The following is an 18,473-nucleotide window of genomic DNA, read 5'->3' as shown; positions in this document are numbered from 1 at the left end:
GGCAGCGGCCGACCGGGCCTAGTGGCGGCCGTCGTTGCCGTGCTGCTCCATCAGCAGTGCCGCTCCCTGGAAGTAGGCAATCGCTTCCTCAGCCAGTTTCGGATCGGTCGCCATCGGCTGCGCCTCCTTGCCGTCGGCGCTGATCCGGAAGGTCTCGATCTTGCGGCGGGGTTGCAGTACCGTCATCACATCGCCCTTCAGATAGCCGAGGTTCTGGTAGGTCGAGAGCAGGGCACGGCCCTCTTCCGGCCGCACCTGCAGAATATTGCGGCCGACGAAATGATCGTCTTTTTCCAGACCGAGCATGGCGAGCAGGGTCGGCACCAGGTCGATCTGGCTGGCCAGCGTATCGACGCGCTGCGGCGAGATCATTTTCGGCGCATAGACGATGGCCGGGATGTGATAGCGATGGACCGGGATCTTGGCCTTGCCGGCGCTGCTCGCGCAGTGGTCGGCAACGAAGACGAAAATGGTGTTGTCGAACCACGGCTTCTGCTTGGCCATCTCGATGAAACGACCGACTGCGTAGTCGGCGTACTTGACGCCGCCGGCCCGCTTGCCCGGCGACGGGATGTCGATGCGGCCGGACGGGTAAGTGAAGGGCACGTGGTTGGAGGCGGTCATGACGTGGCCGAAGAAGGGCTTGCCGGTGGCCGTTTCCCGGTCGATTTCAAGCAGCACCTGGTCGAACAGATGCTCGTCGGCGACGCCCCAGACATTCTCGAACTCGACCAGGCCGTCCTTGAAGCCGGTGCGGTCGGTGACCTTGTAGCCCTGGGCGCCGAAATAGCCGTTCATGTTGTCGAACATGCCATAGCCGCCATAGAGGAAATGCGGCGCCCAGCCGCGCTCGGCCAGCGAAGCGCCGAGCGTGTTCAGGTTGGTGATGTCCGGCCAGCGCACGACCGACTTGCCGGGCAGCGGCGGCAGCGCCGCCGACAGTGCTTCCAGGCCGCGCACGGTACGCGTGCCGGCGGCATAGAGGTGGGTGAACAGCATGCCCTCACCGGCCAGCTTGTCCAGGCTCGGCGTCAGGTTCTCGTTATTGCCGAAGGTCGCCATGTATTCGGCCGACATGCTTTCCATCATGACGACGACGACATTCGGCTGCTTGCCACCGGGGAAGCCCGACTTGTAGGCCACCTTCTGCACCGCATCGTGCGTCGCCGAAACCCGGGCGTGACCGGACAGGCGCTGCAGATCGCTGATCACCTCGGCATCCGGGCGGGTAGCGTAGAACTGGCGATAGTCCAGCTTGTTCTGGCGAGCCGCCCACAGGAAGCTGCGCCAGCCGTTGTCGGCCAGTTCGTTGGCGAAATTGCTGCTGGAAAATTCGGGCGGCGCCATCTTGTAGGCGACGACCCAGACCAGCACGACGAGGCTGAGCACCCAGCCGAGCTGGCTGCGGCGCGGCACGCTGCGGGTGACGGCCGAATGCAGCGGCCGCTTGAGCAGCCAGACGAGCAACGCGCTAAGCAGGGCGAGGGCACCGACGATCTGGCCGACCGGGTAGGACTCGCGGATATTGCCGATGACTTCGGTGGTGAACACCAGGTAATCGAGGGCGATGAAGTTGAAGCGGACGCTGAACTCATCCCAGAAGATGGTCTCCGAAACGGCGACGAAGCACAGTGTGAAGACATAGATCGCCAACAGCGGCCAGCGCAGCCGGGCTCGCCAGCTTGGCTTGCCGAGCAATTCGAAGAGCGCCCAGGGCGAAGCGACCACCGCCGCCGCCGGCAGGTCGCGCAGCAGGCCGAGCGCGACGGCGCCGAGCAGGCCGCCCGCCGGCTGCTCGCTGAAAACCACGGCATGGGCCAGCAGCACCAGGCGGGTCACGAAAAAGACGCCAAGCGCCAGCAGAGCCGTCAGGCCCCAGACACGCAAGGCATTGCCGTTCAATCCGGAAAAGCGCTTCATAAGTCGACCACGAGACAAAAAGTGCTCGTGAATTTAGTCGACCGCGCGTGAGGCTTTAGTGAGCGAGTTGTGAGGGAATTGTGAGGCTAGCCAGTTAGCCTGACAGCGCCGTTTACCGGGCAGCCTCGACGGCGGCTTCGCTCTTCATCTGTTTGACCCGAAGTTCAATATAACGGGCTCTGGCCACGCCTTCATCGCCGTTGGCGATCTGCATCGCGGTATCCCACAGTGCATGATCGATGCGTTGCAGGTGCAGTTCCCGATTGGCCACCATGAAACGCTGCAGATCGTTTTCATCGGTCGCTTCGGTCGATGCCATCGAGCGGCGATAAATGAAATAGCAGGCACCGGTCAGCAATGCCAGCGCCAGGAAAGCCAGGAAAGTCGCCATCGATCGTTCTCGTTGAGTGAGGGCGCCAGCATACCACCCGGCCTGGCCGGCCGAGCCGCGGGGCTCAACTGAGCCGGCTGCCGCCGAAGTCGAGCGTGATCTCGCCGCCCCCGGCCGGCGCATTACGGGCACTAACCTGCCAGCCACTGGCCGCGCAGACATGGCGGACGAGGGCCAGGCCAAGCCCGTGGGCGCCGCGCGGGCCGATGAAGAAACGATCGAAGACCCGCGCCAGATCCTCTTCGGCAAAGCCGGGGCCGCTATCGCGCACGCTGAGCTGCTGGCCGCTCAGCGAACAGATGATGTCGCCCGTTTCGCTGTAGCGCAGCGCGTTGTCGAGGACATTGCGCATGACCAGGTCGAACAACCGAGGATCGGCGACCAGCGTGCAGTCGGCCGGGACATCGAGGCTGAGGCCGACCGCCTTCGGCGTGGCCAGGAGCAGCGACTCCCAGACCGCAACGATGGCCGGGCGCAGGCGGATTTCCTCCAACTGGCCGACCTTGGCCTCCCGGGCCAGCAGGAGCAGGCTGCTGGCCAGGCCATTGATGCGGTCAACGCTGCTGACGATGCGATTTCCCCGCCGGGCCACGGCTTCGGGCAGATCCGGCAAGGCGGCGAGCATTTCGGCGTCGGTACGGATGCCGGTCAGCGGTGTGCGCAACTCGTGCGACAGGTTGGCGGCAAAGGCACGTTCGCGTTCGAGAACGGCGCGCTGCCGGGCCCGGGAATGATCGAGGGCAGCGGCGACGGCCTGCAGTTCGTGGTCCATGCCGGGTTCGGCCAACGGGCCGGGGCTATCCTGCTCAACCCGCTCGGCCAGTCGCTCCAGCCGCCGACTCAGGCGCCCGGCCAACCAGTAACCAGCAAGCAGGGTCAACGTGCAGAGCAGCAGCGAAGCGCAGACGGTAATCCAGACCAGGCTGTTCAGGCGCGATTCGTGGTCTGCGACATCGTAGGCCAGGATGTAGCGCCCACTGTCGTCCTCGCGCACCGCGACGTGGTATTCCTTGCTGCCGAGGTAGGCTTCGTGGTTGCCCACAGTCAACTCGCGGAATACCGGTGGCACATCGCTCCCGGCCTGGCCGGCCGTCTCGCCCTTGCCCACCCGGTACAGCCACATCGACGGCGTGTTCGGAAAGGCCGCCTCGGGCGACTTGCGCCAGATCGCCATGCTGTATTCAATCTGGTCGGCCAACTGGTTGTCGATGAACTCTTCTTCCTTCTGGTGCAGCAGAAAGACCAGCGACAACGACAGGGTCAGGATGACCAGGAAGACCAGCGCCGCCAGCGACAGCGCGATGCGCAGGCGCATGCTGGGCGCCCGTTCAGGCGGCGACGAGCTTGTAGCCGAGACCATGCACGTTCTGGATTTCGACGGCACCGCTACCCAGTGCCTTGCGCACGGTATGCAGTACGCTGCGCAGGTTGTCGCTCGACTCCTGCTCGTGGCCCCAGATGGCGATTTCCAGTTCGCGGCGGGCAAACAGCCGGCCGGGGTGGGGCAGCATCACAGCCAGCAGGCGGATCGCCTTCGGCGGCAGGACGAGCAGTTCTCCATCGCAACGAATTTCCTGCGCCGACGGGTCATAGGCGAGCAGGCCGAGCCGCACCGGCCCCTCGCCGAGCCGGCTAGCGCAACGGCGTTGCAGGGCGAGCAAGCGGACCTCGACCTCCTTCAGCGCAAAGGGCTTGGCCAGGTAATCGTCGGCCCCGGCATCGAAGCCGGCCAGCTTGTCGTCGAGCCCGTCCCTTGCGGTCAACATCAGAATCGGCAGCATTTTGCCGGCGCTGCGCAGGCTGCGGGCCAGCGTCGCGCCATCGCCGTCCGGCAAGTTGCGGTCGAGGATCAGCGCATCGATCGTCGCCCCGGCCAGCAGTTGCCGGGCCGCTGCCAGCGTCGTCGCGAAATCGCACTGGTGGCCGCGCGCTTCGAGAAAATCATAGAGATTCTCGGCAATCAGCGGGTCATCCTCGACAATCAGGACGTGCATCAGGCAAGGCTACCGCTGGCGTCGGCCAGTACGATCCGGTTGCGTCCCTGGCGCTTGGCCATGTACAGCGCCTCGTCGGCCCGCCGTAGCGCGACCTCGATCGGGCAGGCGCTGGCATCGGCCAGGCCCATGCTCAGGGTGACCCGGACCAGGCGACCGTCGGGAATGCGGATATCGTAGTCGGCACAGCGCGCCCGGAAACGCTCGGCCAGTTTCTCGGCCTCGACCAGCGTGCTTTCCGGAAAGAGGAAGGCGAATTCCTCGCCGCCGTAACGGCACACGAAATCGGACTGACGCAACATTTCGTTGGCCAATTCTGCAAAGGCGCGCAAGACGGCATCGCCGGCGGCATGGCCGTAGGTGTCGTTGAGTTTCTTGAAGAAATCGAGGTCGGCCATGCCGACGGTGACCGGCCGTTGGTAGCGCTGGGCGCGCTGCAACTCGGTGTCGGCCGTCTGCAGAAAATGACGGCGGTTCATCAGCCCGGTCAGGCCGTCCTTGTTGGCTAGTTTTTCCAGCGCATGGCGCGCTGCCTCGTTTTCCAGCAGGGAGGCGTGCAGTTCGCCGATCGCCTCTTCGACAACCTGGATCTCGACCATCGCCGACGGCCTGAATTCGGGCGCCGGACGGTCAACGCTGAGGCTGGACAGCGCCCGGTCGATGCGCTGCAAGGGATGGATCAGGTGCACCCGGACCAGGAACAGGAAAACGACAAGAAACAGGCTGACCACCAGCAAGGCTGCCGTCAGCTTGTAGCGCGCCAGGCGCATGGCGCCCGAAACATCGGTCAGGTCGGCGGTTGCCAGATTGATGCCCTGGATCGATACGTCATCGACAAGGATACCGAGGCGGCCGGCCAGACGCTGCCATTCGTCGTAGCTGGCGGCAAAGGCTTGCGCATCGCGCGCCGAGTGCCGCACGACATCGATCAGGAAGCGTTCGGTCTGCCGCGCCAGGTCGGCCGCTTCCTTGTGCTCCAGCACGCTCGGATGGCTGGCGACCAAGGTGACGACAAACATCGCCTGTTGCCGGGCCTGCGGCGTACCGGCCGAGAAAACGCGCTCGCCCTCCTGGCGCAACTGCTCCAGATTGCGTGCCAGACGCTGGTAGCGGATGATTTCCGGCACTGTCTGTTCCTGCAGGCGGGCCGTCGCTTCGAGCACCCGTTGCTGGTCGAGCGCCACCAGCGCCACCATGATGCCGAAAGCCAGGATGAAGGCCGCCCCCAGAAAACCGAAGGCATGACCGGCGCGCAGACCGGAAAGGCGAGGGATGAAGTTGAGCTGCGCCATCTCAATCCAGATTGAAGGGGAAATGCCGGCGAACGATGCGCAACCAGGTGCCGTCCGCCCGCATCGCCGCAATCGCCCGGTTGACTGCCGGACGCAAGGCGGCGTTGCCCTTGGTCAGCGCAATATGCACCGTACCGCCGAGGTCGCGTTCGGCAATCGCCGGACCGACGAACTCGAAAGCGCCAGGAGTTTCCCGGCTCAACATGACGAAGGCACTGAGCATCGTCAGCAGCGAAAAATCGGCCTTGCCGTCGCGCAACAGACGCAAGGTATCGGCCATGGTCTTGGCCTCGACCAAACTCAGTTGCTGCTCGGCGGCAACGCTACGCAGATAGATCGCCTGCTGCGTGTCGGCAATGACGGCGACCCGCACGCCGCGCAATTTGTCGAGCGTCATTTCGCCCTCGGGGTGGTCGGCATAACGGCGGGCGGTGGCCGCCGTCGCCAGCAGGCGCGACGACGAGCGCCAGATCGAGTCGCTGAAATCGACTCGCCGCTCGCGCTCCGGCGTACGCAGGAAATTGCCGAAACCGAGATCGGCGCGGTGCGCCTCGACGTCGGGCAGGATGCTGGCAAAGATGCCGTAACTGAAGCGGCAATGGGCATTCATCCGGCGACAGATTTCGCGCGCCAGATCTTCGTTGAACGCGACCAAGCCGCCGGTTTCGCCAGGTTTCCCGGCGGCGTTCGGGACCAAATCCTGCACCCCTAGCGCGACACGCAACTCCAACGCATGGGCGAGCGGCAGGCAAAAACTGAAGCAGAGCAGGAAAAACGCCAGAAACCGCATCAATTCACTCGAAAAGACAGAAATTGGGATTGGATACGATCATACGTCCCATTGCGCCGGATACGCTCAAGCGCCGCGTCAATTTGTTCTTGCTGTTTGATACGGCGCGCCGGCTTCACTGGCCGGCCATCAGCCCGGAACAGGATGCCAGCGGAGAATTGTCCAAGTTCGCCCAGGTCAAGCCTCTACGATCATGAGCAAAGTATAAGCAGCCATTTTTTCAGATTGCGTGCAATTTTTCATATTTTGCAGAATTTTCAGCCGGCCAGTTCGATCAACCGCCCCTGCAACGGGAAATAGATCGCCAGGCGCAGCGGCAGCGTATCGCCGGCAAACAGGCCGGCATAACGCGCCAGTTGCGGCCGGTAAGTATCGGCCCGCTGCGCCAGTTCGTCATCCGGCAGGCGCACCGTCTTGTAGTCGATGATCCAGCGGCAGCCGTCGGCGACGAAAATACGGTCGATGATGTGGTTGACCGGCGCCCCGCCCTCGCTGCTGCTCCAGGCCTCTTCGGCCGCCGCCTGCGGGTGGTCGGCGAGCAACCAGCGGCCGCTGTTGCCGACCAGCGTCTGGCTCAGCGCGGCGACCACCTCCCCCGCCCCGCTTGCCGCCTCGGCCTCGCCGTGGCCCTGTGCCATTAGCCAGCGCCGGTAGGCCGGCTGCAAGCTGGCGACCCTTGCGGTCGACCAGCTTTCCAGGCCATTTTTCGCGATCAGTTCGAGGCAGCGGTGCACCAGCGTACCGACCGAGGCTTCCAGCGACAGGCCGCTTTCCGCCGCGTCGAGATCGACCGGGTTGCCGGCCGGCCGCAGGCCGCCGGGAATCTGGCGCAGGCCGTCGGCCAGCTCGATGTCGCGCAGGCGGACCAGCGGCGGCACGAAACTGGCCGGATCGATGCTGCTGGCGGCCTCGCTGGCCGTGGCCAGCCCGGCCAGTGCCGCGGCGAAGACCGGCTGGGCGACACCCGGCCACAGCAGCTTGAGCAGCGTACCGGCGGCCGGCGGTTTCAGACCATCGTCCTTGTTGGCGTCGGCAACTGCGATGCCGACCAGATGCAGGCGGCGGATGGCGCGGGTGGCGGCGACGTAGAGCAAACGCTCATCTTCGTGCGCCGCGCATTCGGCTTCCAGTTTCTTCAGGTAGTCGTAGGCCGTCGGCTCACTGCCCGCCCCCTTGGCCTTGATCGGCGCGACCAGCAGATGCTCGGCGCCGTCGGCCCCGGCCACTTCGTCCCAGAGCAGCAGGCTACTTTCGTTGCCGCCGGTCTCGCGGTGCAGGCCGGGCAGGATCACGGTATCGAACTCGAGGCCCTTCGACTTGTGCACCGTCATCATCTGCACCGCATCGCCGAGTGGGTCGGACGGGGCATAAAGCTCGGCGGCATGCACGGCCAGCGTTTCGGCGCTCAGATTGCGCGCGGCGACCAGCTTGTCGAGCAGTGCGAAGAAAGCGGCCACATCGTTCAAGGCTTCCGGTGCCTCCAGGCAGCGTGGCCCGCCGAGCATCAGCCAGACGCCTTCCAGCCAGCGCCGCGGATGCTGCCGGGCACGGCCGGCAAAAGCCAGATCGAGCACCGCGCGCACATGCCGCAGGCGCTGTTGACCGTCGTCGGAAAGCCGGGCGAGGCGAGATTCGTCCTGCATCAGCTGCCAGATCGTCCGCTTCTTGTCGTCGGCGGCCAGCGCGTGCAGGTCGGCCAGTTGCAGGCCGCACCACGGGGCGCGCAGCAGGGCCAGCCAATGGACGCGGTCGGCGCGATGCTGCAGGGCGCGGAACAGGGTCAGCAGATCCTGGACATGCTGGCGACCGTCCAGGCCTTCGATATCGACCGCCTGGAAGCGCAGTTCCGGCGCACTGCGGCGGATTTCGCCGACCAGCGCATCGAGGTGGCTGCGGGCGCGAACCAGCACGGCGATCCGTTCCTCCGGCGCCTCGCGCCGCGCCTGCCGGATGATGCCCAGCACCTGGCGGGCTTCCTCGGCGATGGCATCCGAGCCATCGCGCTCGATCACCGGATGCACGATCACCCCGCTGTCGGCCCGTGGCGGCCGGGTCGCCGCCGATTCGGCATAGCGCACGGCGCCGGCCTCGGGGCTGTCGTCGGCCGGGAAGATGCCCGGGAAGGCCGTATTCACCCAATCGACGATGCCCGGATAGGAGCGGTTGTTGCGGAACAAGCGCAGGTGGCCGAGCCGGATGTCGCCGATGCCGCGCTCGCGGCAGCGCAGGAAGAGGCCGACGTCGGCCTTGCGAAAGCGGTAGATCGACTGCATCGGGTCGCCGACCACGAACAGCGTCCGGCCATCGTCCGGCATCCAGCCGCGGGTCAGTTTCTCGATCAGGCCGACCTGGCTCGGGCTGGTGTCCTGGAATTCGTCGACCAGCAAGTGGCGAATGCGGTAATCGAGGGCTTGCGCCAGATCGGTCGGCGCCTCGTCGTCGCCGAGGGCCAGGCCAGCGCGGGCGGCGATTTCGATGAAATCGACCTCGCCGGCTTCCTGAAAGGCCAGCCACAACTGGCCAGCAGCGAGCCGGAGCAGGCGCGAGAAGCATTCGACGGTGGCCCATTCGGCGGCGCTCAGTTCCGGCTGCGGCAGCTTGCCGAGGACGCCGAGTTTGTCTTCGATGCCGGGCAAGCCAGCCAGGTCGGCGAGCAGTTCGCCCATCGCCTCCTTTTGCGCCGCCGCTTCCTTGCCGGCCGGGAAGCCGATGTTTTTGTTCAACGCCTTGCGCAGCGTACCGGTCGCGGTCAGCAGCAGGCTGGCCAGCCCCTGCCAGCGCGGCAGATCGTCGATGGCTGCGGTCAACGGCGTCGACCAGTCCAAAAGCGGCTCCAGCACATCCGGCACATTGGCGGCGGCGAAGCGGGCCAGCGGCATCAGGCGCTGCTGCCAGCCACTGTCCAGCAAGTTCGCGACCTGCGCCAGATCGCGCTCGATCAGCGCCGCGAAGCCGGCCTCGACTTCGGCCTGCATGGCGCCGCTTTCGATCCGCGTCGCGTGCTGCACCCACTGGTCGCGCCGGCCGAGCATGCTGACCAGCAGCTTTTCCAGGCGGCCGGCGTTGTTGTCCATGAAAGCCAGTGCCTCGGCCACCACCTCGGCATCGGCCCCGTCGCCCTCGACCATTTCCAGTGTGCGCCGTGCCGCCGTCGCGTAATGCGCCGCGACATCCTCGCTGACCCCGGGCTGGCTGCCGAAACGGCTGAGGTAAGGCATCTGCCGGGCCAGGCTGGCGCACAGCGCATCGAGCGTCGTGATGCGCAGGCGGCCGGGGTGGCCGAGCAGGCTCCAGCCGAGCCGGGCATCGTGGGCGAGAACTTTTTGCGCCAGATTGAAGGTCAGCTGCTTGTGCGCCTGCTCCGGCAGCTCGCCGCTTGCCGCACGCTCCAAGCTACCGAGGATGCGGTCGCGCATCTCGGTCGCCGCCTTGTTGGTGAAGGTCAGGGCCAGCACTTCTTCCGGGTGATCGACGACGGCGAGCAGGCGCAGGTAGCGTTGCGTCAGCAGTTCGGTCTTGCCGGCCCCGGCCGGCGCCTCGACGATGAAGGAGGCAATTTCGAGCGCCCGCAGGCGGGCGGCTTTGTCCTCTTCCAGGCGGTCGACCCTAGGACCAGCCGTTGATTCTATGGTCGCCGGCATGGTGGCGGAATCAGTCATCAGGAGCCGGACTCCTCAAGTTCAGCGGCAAATTTCTCGGCGAAGGTGACGAACTGCTCGACCGGCAGCGGCCGGCTGAAGAAATAGCCCTGGTAGGCATGGCAGCCGGAAGCGGCGAGAAAATCGCGTTGCGCCGCGGTTTCCACCCCTTCGGCGATGACACCGAGGCCCAAGCTGCGGGCCAGGGCGACGACTGTCCGGGCGATCGCGGCGTCATTCGGGTCGACCAGCACATCGCGCACGAAGGACTGGTCGATCTTCAATTCGTCGAGCGGCAGGCGCTTCAGGTAGGTCAGCGAGGAATAGCCGGTGCCGAAATCGTCGAGCGAAAACCCGACGCCGGCCGCTTTCAGTTCGGACATTTTGCCGATCACTTCCTCGACGTTATGGACGAGCAAGCTCTCGGTCAGTTCCAGTTTCAGGCGCAGCGGATTAGCCCCGGTCTGCTCGATCACAGCCAGCACCCGGGCCACGAAGTCGGGCAGGCGCAATTGATGGGCGCTGACGTTGACGGCGATCGTCAGATGCGCCATCTCGAGCCGACTCGCCCAGGCGGCCAGCTGCCGGCATGCCGTTTCCAGCACCCACTGGCCGAGCGGCACGATCAGGCGCGTTTCCTCGGCCAGCGGAATAAAGTCGGCCGGCGATACCATGCCATGCACGGGGTGCTGCCAGCGGAGCAGGACTTCGGCCCCGGTCAATCGGTCGGCTCCGGAAATCTGCGCCTGGTAGTGGAGCAGGAACTGCTTCTCCTCCAGGGCCCGGCGCAGATCAGTTTCAAGCAGCGCCCGCTTGAGCAGGCTGGCCTCCATCGCCGGGTCGAAGAAACACAGCGCATCGCGCCCCGCTGCCTTGGCCTTGTACATCGCCATATCGGCCTGCTTGAGCACTTCGTCCATGCTGTCGCGCTGATTGCCGAACAGTGCAACGCCGATACTCGACGTGCTATGGCACTTGTGCTCGCCCAGTTGGTAGGGTTCCTTGAGGGCAGCAAGGATCTTGTCGCCAACCCCTTTCGCCTGATCGGCCGCTTCGTCGAGATGCATGGCCAAACCTTCGAGCATCACGACAAATTCATCGCCACCGAGGCGGGCCACCGTATCCCCTTCGCGCACGCAACTGGCCAGACGGCAGGCGACTTCCTGCAACAAAGAATCACCGGCCGGGTGGCCGAGCGTGTCGTTGAGGGTCTTGAAATTGTCGAGGTCGATGAAAAGCAGTGCACCATAGCGCTGACCACGGACGCTGACCGCCAGCGCATGCTGCAGGCGGTCGCGCAGCAGGCGCCGGTTGGGCAAGGCGGTGAGCGGATCGTAGAAGGCCAGATTCTCGATTTCCTGCTCCGCAGCCTTGCGTTCGCTGATATCGATCTGGGTCGAGACGAAATGCGTCGTCTCGCCCGACTCGCCCTTGACGGCGGTGATGGTCACCCACTTGGGATAGACCTCACCATCCTTGCGTCGATCCCAAAGTTCTCCCTGCCAGACCCCGGCTTGGCGCAGACTCTGCCACATCGCCACATAAAAGGCGGCATCGTGTCGGCCGGACTTGAACAGCCGCGGCGTCTGGCCGAGCAGTTCATCCATGGCATAGCCGCTGGCCTCGAGCAGCGCCCGGTTTACTTTGACGATCCGCCCCTCGCTATCGGTGACCATGATGCCGACCTGTGCCTCGAAAGCACTGGCCGCCACCCGCCGGTCCGCCTCGATCCGGCGCGACTCGCTGATGTCTTCGACGATCGACCAGATGTAGCGCTCGCCATCGGCGCCGACGACCTGAACACCGTTCAGGCGGACGGGCACCAGGCTGCCATCGTGGCGCCGATATTCCTTCTCGTAAGGGCCGTAGCGGCCGCTACGAGCCAGCGCATCGAGTTGCCGGGCCTCCTCCGCCGCATATTTCTCCGGGGTCAGCTGCCAATAGTCGAGCCCCTTGAGCTGATCGGCGTCATAACCGCAAAGTTTCCGGAAGGCCTCGTTGAATTCGAGAAATCGCCCGTTCATATCCGTCAAGGCAATACCGAGCGGCGACAGTTCGAACAGGCCGCGCAACTTTTCCTCGTTGGCGCGCAGATTGAGCTGGGCCTGCTTGACCGAACTGATGTCGGACACCTGAACGAAAAAACCGCGCACGCAGCCGTCCACCACATCCGGCACATATTCCGCCAGCGCATTGCGGACGACCTTGCCATCCGGCGACGGAATGGCCCGCTCAAAGGACTGCGCTTCGCCGCGCAGAGCAGCCTGGATGTACGGCAGGTTGAGCTGGTAGCGCTCCTCGCCAATCACTTCGCGAATATGGCGGCCGGTGATCTGGGCCGGTTCGAGACCGAACCAGGTCGAATAGGCCTGGTTGCAGAAACAGTTATGCAACTCTGTGTCCCAGTAACCGATCATCGCCGGCATGTTGTCGAGAATGCTCAGCGGCAGGCAATGCGCCGCCTGGGCACCGTGACGATCCGCCGTGGCAACCGGCCCGCCCCCCTCGGCTGGCTCAAGCAGGGCCGTGAGTCGGTCCACTTCAGCCTGCAGGCGCTGCTTGTCGGCTTCCAGCTCGCGTAGGCGGGCGGCAAAATGGTCGGGAGAACACATGATGGATGGTTGCTCGGAAAACGGTTAATTAATGACGTTCGAAAGGCGAAAAGTACCATTACTGCGACACAATGTGAAAATCGATGGTACTAATCCGCAGGCCGGCGCGAAAAAAGTTCAGTCATCCGCCGGTTGCAGCGCCATCGCCAGCAGCCGTCGGCGTTCCGGCAAGCGGAGCAGGGGCAGGACCTCGCAATACTGCAAGGCCTTTTCGTCGGCGAACATCACCCCGGCCTGCCCTTGCCTGACCTCCTTCGCCACCGCATGCAGCCGTTCGCGCCAGTGGGTGATGACGGCGACCCAGTCGGGGAACTCGGCCGGGTCGAAAATTTTCTGCTTGTCGTCGCCGATGCCCTGGACGCCGGGCAGGATGTCCTTTTCGTCGGCGACGCCGGCAAAAGCCGGCTTGTCGAGCAGTACCTTGGCGAAGACGACGGCCGCCACGTCCTCATTGACCAGCGCGGCGTAGATCGGCAACTGCGGCTCGGTGATGCGCAGCGCCGCCCAGTTCTTGGTGTCGATGCTGGCGCCGGTCTTGTAGTCGATGATCACCTGCCGGCCGTCGGCCAGCTGATCGATGCGGTCGACGACCATTTTGACCTTGATTTCCTCGATCTCGACCTCGGCCGCCTGTTCGCAGGCGAGCACGTCAAACGGCTGCTCGCGTCGGCTTTCGACCTGCAGCCAGACATCGAGCAGGCGGGCCAGGCGCGCCGCCTCCAGCAAACGGAAACGGGCTGGCAGCGTCAGGCGGCGATCCAGTTCGAAGTTCTGCAGCGCCTGGTCGACAGACTCGGCGATCGCCTGCCGGCGGCCCGCCTCGCCGAGCCCGGCCAGCGCCGCCGAGGAGCGTACCGCCGTCCAGAAGGCTTCCAGCGCTTCATGGACCAAGGTGCCGCGCGCCGCCGGGTCGAGCCCTTCGACCGGCTCGTCCATCGCCTCGCCGCCCAGCCGGAACTGGTAATAGGCCCAGGCCGGGCAAATCGCCTGGGCACGCAGCAGCCAACTGCCGCCGGAGACCTTTTCGCCGTCAGCCACCGGCGGGGCCACAGCGTCCGCCAGTTGTTCGCAGGCCGTCCCGGCGACGGCGGCCAGTTGCCGGGCCAGGCTGCTAAACGCACCGGCCGGCTCGCTGCTGGCTGGAATACCGGCAATCAGCGGACTGGGCCGCAGCACGCGGTTGCCGTCGGCCTGCCCCCAGGAAAAGGTCACCGTCGGCGCTGCCAGCAACAGCCGGGCATGAACGCGCCGGGCAAAATCAAGCTCGACTTCGGCGCTGGCATGCGCCGCCCCGGCCGCACGCAGGGCCTCGGCCGGCAACAGCGGATTGGGGCGCGGCGGCGGCGGCCAGAGGTCGTCGTTCATGCCCATCACCCACAGCGCGTCGAATTCGAGACCGGCGCTTTCGAGCACGCCCAGTACCTGGATCGCCGGCCGGCCGCGCGTTTCCGGCTGGAAGATGCGCTGGCGGCAGAGTTGCGACAAGCGGTGGACCGCTTCGGTAAAAGCCAGCGCCCCAAGCAGGCCATCGAAACGGCCAAAGCCGTCGAGCACCTCGGCAAAGGCCAGGCGGGCCTGGAATTCATGGCTGGACAGTTCGCGATCGCCGGGCCAGCCGGCGGCTTTCAGGCACTGGCGAAAAACGCCGGCCCACTGCCCGGGCAACAACTTGCGCGGTGCGCCGCCGGCGACTTCGAGCATGCCTTCCAATGCCGCCATCGTCTGCGGGCAGAGTGGCGGCTCGTCGTCGGCCAGGCGGCCGGCCAGCCGGATCAGGGCCGGCAAGGTGGTGAAATAGGGCAAATCGCGGCGCAAGGCGACGTCGAGCCGGGCCCGGCCATCGGCCTCGGCATCGCTCGCCGACCAGCCGCTGCTCAACAGCAAGGCGGAAAAGCGGCTCTGCTCAAGCTTGGCCCGACTGCCGCCGAGGGCCAGCAGGTCGAGGGCAACGCGGATCAGCGGCAGATCGGCCAGCGCCCGACCGAGCGAGAAATTGAAGCTGCGCTGCACTTCCGCCGCATCGGGGCGAATCAGCGCCGGATGCAAGGCATCGTCGAGCAGGAATTCCAGCCGATCGCGCACGCCGGCCAGATCGGGCGCGACGATGCCGAGCCGGGCCGCCGGCTTGGCCCGCAGTTGGGCCGCGGCCCAGGCGGCGACAGCCATGCACTCGGCATCGACATCGGCGCAGGCCAGGCTGCGCCGCTGGCGGCCGGCCACTGCGCCATCCTCAGTGCTGCGGTTGACCGTCGTTTTTTGCCCATTTTCAAGGCTTACGCCACGCCCTTGCAAGGCCGCCAGCAGGCGTAGTTCAAGCGGTGTATGGCGGTCGAAGCCGGTCACGGTGATGGCTGCCGGCAAGGTGAAATGACCGGCCTCGATCAGTTCGATCAGGCGCCGCTGCAGCCCGGCCGCATCGATCCAGCCGGCGGCCCGGCAGCGCTTATCGAATTCCGCCTGCCAGCCGATGAAAAGCCGGGCTTCATCGGAGAGCGCACTTTCCGCCGGCTGAATATTCCAGACCTGGCTCAGGGCGTGCGCTTCGGCCGCCGAGGCGGCCATGCCCTGGATATCGAAGAGCGGTGCCGCCTCGGTCAGCGAAGCGGCAATGACCTTTTCCCAGAGCAGCTTCTCGGCAAAGGCATCGAGGGCGACCGGCAACTCGGCGATGCCGGTCAGTTGCGCCTCGTCGGCCAGCGTCGCCAGCCACTGGCCGAGCGTCAACGCCGGCCGGGTCCGCCACACCGCCAGCCCGCCCGGCACCTCGCCACGCAAGGTCTGGGCAAGGCGGGTCGTGGCGCAAAGAAACAAAGGCTCGCTCACAACAGCTCCGGAAAAATGGCCGAAATAGTCAGTTGACCGCAGCCGGACGTGCCGGCTGCGCCGGTTTGGCCGGAGCAGCCGGCATGGCAGGCTTGCTGACTGGCACAGCCGGGGTCGCCGGCTTGCTCGCCGATGATGGCACCGCCGGTGCGGCCGGCTTCGCCGATGCAGGCTTGGCATCCGTGGAGGGCTTGGCGGGCATGGCCGGGCGGGCCGGAGCCGCCGGCGCAGCGGGAACTGCGGCAGGCGCAGCCGCTTGCCCGGCAACGGGCGGTTTACCCGGTAGTGCCGGCCGGGCCGGGGCGGCCGGTTTCGCTGTGGAGTCAGGGACGCCCGACGCTGGTGCCTGGACCACTGGCTTGGCGCTAGGTCGAGCCGGTACTGTCGTCTCGACCGGGCCGGTGGAGGCAGCATTCCGGGAACGCGAGGCGCCGCCGACCGTAACATCGGCGCGCAATTCCTGCAGCGTGGCCGGCCCGATACCCGGCACCTTCTCCAACTCATCGATTGACTTGAAGGGTCCGTTCTTGCGTCGGTAATCGACAATCGCCTTGGCCTTGCTCGGCCCGATGCCCTTCAAGCCATCCAGCTCATCCTGGCCGGCCGTATTGATATTGACCTGGCCGATGGCCAGTCCGATGCCGAGCAACCAGCCGGCGATGACGAGGCATAGTCTCTTCATGATTTCTCCACGGATACACAGAGCGGAAACGGACGGCCAATCACCTCACGCCAATCGACAGGAAGAAGTTGGAAACGCCACTGCTCGAATAGCCCATGCCCAAATAAACCGGCCCGAGCGGGGTTTCGCCGCCAAGATAGACGCCCAGCGAGTCGAGTAGGCCGTCACGCTGCGTTTCAGTATAGCGATAGCCGGCCCGCGCCGCTTCCAGCGAAATGCCCAGACGCATGTCGCCGCGCAGGCCAAGCGGCAGGCGACCGATGATCTGCTCGGCGCGCACGCCGACATAGGCGATGTCGTCACCGAGAATCTGGCCCTGGGCATAAGCACTCAGGTTCTGGACACCGCCCAGGCTGGCCGCATCGTAGATCGGCAACTGGCCGCGCGGCGACCCGGAGTAGGCGAGCCGTGTATTGAACACGGTGTTGCCCCACGACATGGCGCCCTGCAATTGAGCATCGACTCGGGAATAACCGGACTGCTGCGAGTCGAAGTAGATGAAGCGCGCCGACCAGCCGTCGGTCGGGAAATACATCCGGTTCATCTGGTCGAAATCGAGTGCCAGACGGACCCCGCCAAAGGTGGCATCGCCATTCGGCAGCGAGGGAATACCGGTATCCAGCTCGGCCCGGCGCTTGCGTTCCAGCCAGCCCATCCGGATCTGACCGAGCAGGCCGACGTTGATCCCGCCATAGACCCCGAGCCCCGACTGATAGACGTTGTACTGGGCGATCCGCTGGTCGTTCTGGAACACCGTGGTCCGCGTTTGCTCGGTAAAGGCCGCAGTTTCGAAGAAATAGCGCTGCGCCGCATCGAGTGGCTGGTAATAGTCGCCGGCCAGCCGGTTGACGTTACCGACATCGACCGAGGCGATCAGTTCGCCACCCAACTGGTTGATCAGGGTCTTGTGATAGGCAGCACGCAGGCCAAAAGTAGAACCCTTCGACGCATCGGCCTCGAGATGCATCGCAAAACGCAGATAATCCGGCCCCCAGCTTTTCTCCAGTGGCATGACGCGCAGGATGTTGCGGTCACGCTGGGTCAATACGCTGTAATCGACCGCCTCGTAGTAACCGTCGCCATACATGCGGAGCAGATCGCGATTGATTTCGCTGGGCTGAACCTTGGTCCCGTTGCCGAGTGTCAGATAGCGCTGGACCATGGCCGGGTTGACCCGCTTCAGTCCAGCCACCTCGACCTCGTCAATGACCGGGAAGACACCCGACTTGCCCTCGATGCCCTGCCACCAGGCCAGATAAACGGCCTCCGGCTGACTCAGTTTCTGCAGTTGGGGAATCATGGCCTCGGCCGCAACCCGACCGCGATCAGCGGTTTCGGCATGGCGCGGGAAATCGCCGGCGCTGATGCCGTTCAGATCCGGCTTGATGTAAACATCTTGCGGCGTCAGCTGGGCCAGCGAACGCGTCACGTTCTGCTCGGTCAGGATATTGACCATCTGCGCCGAGACGCTGAGCAGCGAACCGACCTCTTCAGGCTTGAGCAAGGGCGAGCCGACATTGACGGCGATCACCACATCGGCCTTGCAGCGCTCCTTGACCTCGCTGATCGGCACGTTATCGACCAGGCCGCCATCGACCAGCTTGCGCCCCTGATGATCGACCGGGGCCAGCAGGCCGGGCACCGACATGCTCGCCCGCATCGCCTTGGTCAGGCTGCCATCGCGGAAAACGACCCGATCGCCGTTGCCGATGTCGGTGGCGATGATCGACAGCGGTAGCGGCAGATCCTCGATATTGCGTTCGCCCTGGTTGGCGCGTACCAACTGGTTGAAGAAGAGCTTGATCTTCTGGCCGGAGACGACACCCGGCTGATAGCGCGCCCCCTCCGGGGTAATGCCGGTTTCCGAACCCGGCAGGTAATTGCGCAGCATCGTCTTGTTGCGAAAGCTCATCTCCGAATAATCCGGATTGTCGATGAACATGTCGTTCCAGTCCGCTTTCGCCAGCTGCTCGCGCATCACGGCCGGCGACAGGCCGGCCGCATAGGAACCGGCGACCAGGGCGCCCATGCTGGTCCCGGCAATGCAATCGACCGGCACCCGCATTTTTTCCAGCACTTCCAGCACACCGATATGCGCCGCCCCACGCGCGCCGCCACCGCCCAGCACCAGGCCGATACGCGGCCGGCCCGGTGGCTCGGCCGCCTGAACACTACAGGTGATGGCCAGTGCGGCCAGCATCAGTGAACGAAGCAGAGAGGAAGTGGTGCGCATGAAAACCCCTTGAATGGCAAAAAAAAGCCCCGCTGGGCGGGGCTTTTCGCTGAAGCGTCGGCGAATTACTTGGTGCCGATGACTTCGATGTCGACGCG

General features: G+C 65.2%; 12 protein-coding genes. 1 reads left to right on the top strand and 11 read right to left on the bottom strand.

Annotated features, from left to right (window positions below; genetic code table 11):
* Positions 1 to 18 precede the first annotated feature (18 nt).
* From GH663_RS12235 to GH663_RS12210, 6 genes are all read right to left on the bottom strand, one after another.
* Entirely contained in the window at positions 19 to 1,920 is a 1,902-nt protein-coding gene (locus tag GH663_RS12235; protein ID WP_153132031.1) for an LTA synthase family protein, read from the bottom strand.
* Positions 1,921 to 2,032: 112 nt separating this feature from the next.
* Positions 2,033 to 2,311: a hypothetical protein gene (locus GH663_RS12230; RefSeq protein WP_153132030.1), complete on the bottom strand. Its 279-nt coding sequence runs from the start codon at positions 2,309 to 2,311 to the stop codon at positions 2,033 to 2,035.
* 64 nt (positions 2,312 to 2,375) lie between these two features.
* A complete protein-coding gene (locus GH663_RS12225; RefSeq protein ID WP_170291415.1) occupies positions 2,376 to 3,626 on the bottom strand; it encodes a sensor histidine kinase in 1,251 nt (416 codons plus the stop codon).
* A 13-nt stretch (positions 3,627 to 3,639) separates the two neighbouring features.
* On the bottom strand, positions 3,640 to 4,305 hold the full coding sequence (locus GH663_RS12220) for a response regulator transcription factor (RefSeq protein ID WP_153132028.1): 666 nt from the start codon (positions 4,303 to 4,305) through the stop codon (positions 3,640 to 3,642).
* Positions 4,305 to 5,597, bottom strand: a complete 1,293-nt coding sequence (locus tag GH663_RS12215) for a GGDEF domain-containing protein (protein WP_153132027.1) — start codon at positions 5,595 to 5,597, stop codon at positions 4,305 to 4,307. The genes GH663_RS12220 and GH663_RS12215 overlap by 1 nt, the downstream gene beginning before the upstream one ends.
* Position 5,598: 1 nt before the next feature.
* Positions 5,599 to 6,387 (bottom strand): substrate-binding periplasmic protein, encoded by a 789-nt coding sequence (locus GH663_RS12210; RefSeq protein ID WP_153132026.1) that lies wholly within the window; start codon positions 6,385 to 6,387, stop codon positions 5,599 to 5,601.
* A 29-nt stretch (positions 6,388 to 6,416) separates the two neighbouring features.
* Here GH663_RS12210 and GH663_RS12205 point away from each other — a divergent pair, with 29 nt between their 5' ends.
* A complete protein-coding gene (locus GH663_RS12205; protein ID WP_153132025.1) occupies positions 6,417 to 6,584 on the top strand; it encodes a hypothetical protein in 168 nt (55 codons plus the stop codon).
* A 60-nt stretch (positions 6,585 to 6,644) separates the two neighbouring features.
* On the opposite strand, the gene GH663_RS12200 is transcribed toward GH663_RS12205, so the two are convergent.
* From GH663_RS12200 to GH663_RS12180, 5 genes are all read right to left on the bottom strand, one after another.
* A complete protein-coding gene (locus tag GH663_RS12200; RefSeq protein ID WP_211371139.1) occupies positions 6,645 to 10,046 on the bottom strand; it encodes a UvrD-helicase domain-containing protein in 3,402 nt (1,133 codons plus the stop codon).
* Positions 10,046 to 12,637 (bottom strand): sensor domain-containing protein, encoded by a 2,592-nt coding sequence (locus tag GH663_RS12195; protein WP_153132024.1) that lies wholly within the window; start codon positions 12,635 to 12,637, stop codon positions 10,046 to 10,048. The genes GH663_RS12200 and GH663_RS12195 overlap by 1 nt, the downstream gene beginning before the upstream one ends.
* Before the next feature lie 117 nt (positions 12,638 to 12,754).
* Positions 12,755 to 15,460: a PD-(D/E)XK nuclease family protein gene (locus GH663_RS12190; protein ID WP_170291414.1), complete on the bottom strand. Its 2,706-nt coding sequence runs from the start codon at positions 15,458 to 15,460 to the stop codon at positions 12,755 to 12,757.
* A 28-nt stretch (positions 15,461 to 15,488) separates the two neighbouring features.
* Entirely contained in the window at positions 15,489 to 16,142 is a 654-nt protein-coding gene (locus tag GH663_RS12185; protein ID WP_153132022.1) for a ComEA family DNA-binding protein, read from the bottom strand.
* Positions 16,143 to 16,182: 40 nt separating this feature from the next.
* Positions 16,183 to 18,375, bottom strand: coding sequence for a patatin-like phospholipase family protein (locus GH663_RS12180; protein WP_153132021.1), 2,193 nt, complete (start codon positions 18,373 to 18,375; stop codon positions 16,183 to 16,185).
* Positions 18,376 to 18,473: the final 98 nt, after the last annotated feature.

The sequence above is a fragment of the Dechloromonas hortensis genome, assembly GCF_009469765.1.
GTDB classification, from domain to species: Bacteria; Pseudomonadota; Gammaproteobacteria; order Burkholderiales; family Rhodocyclaceae; genus Azonexus; species Azonexus hortensis.
The sequence above is the reverse complement of the archived record's forward strand: the minus strand, read 5'-3'. Positions and strand labels throughout refer to the sequence as shown.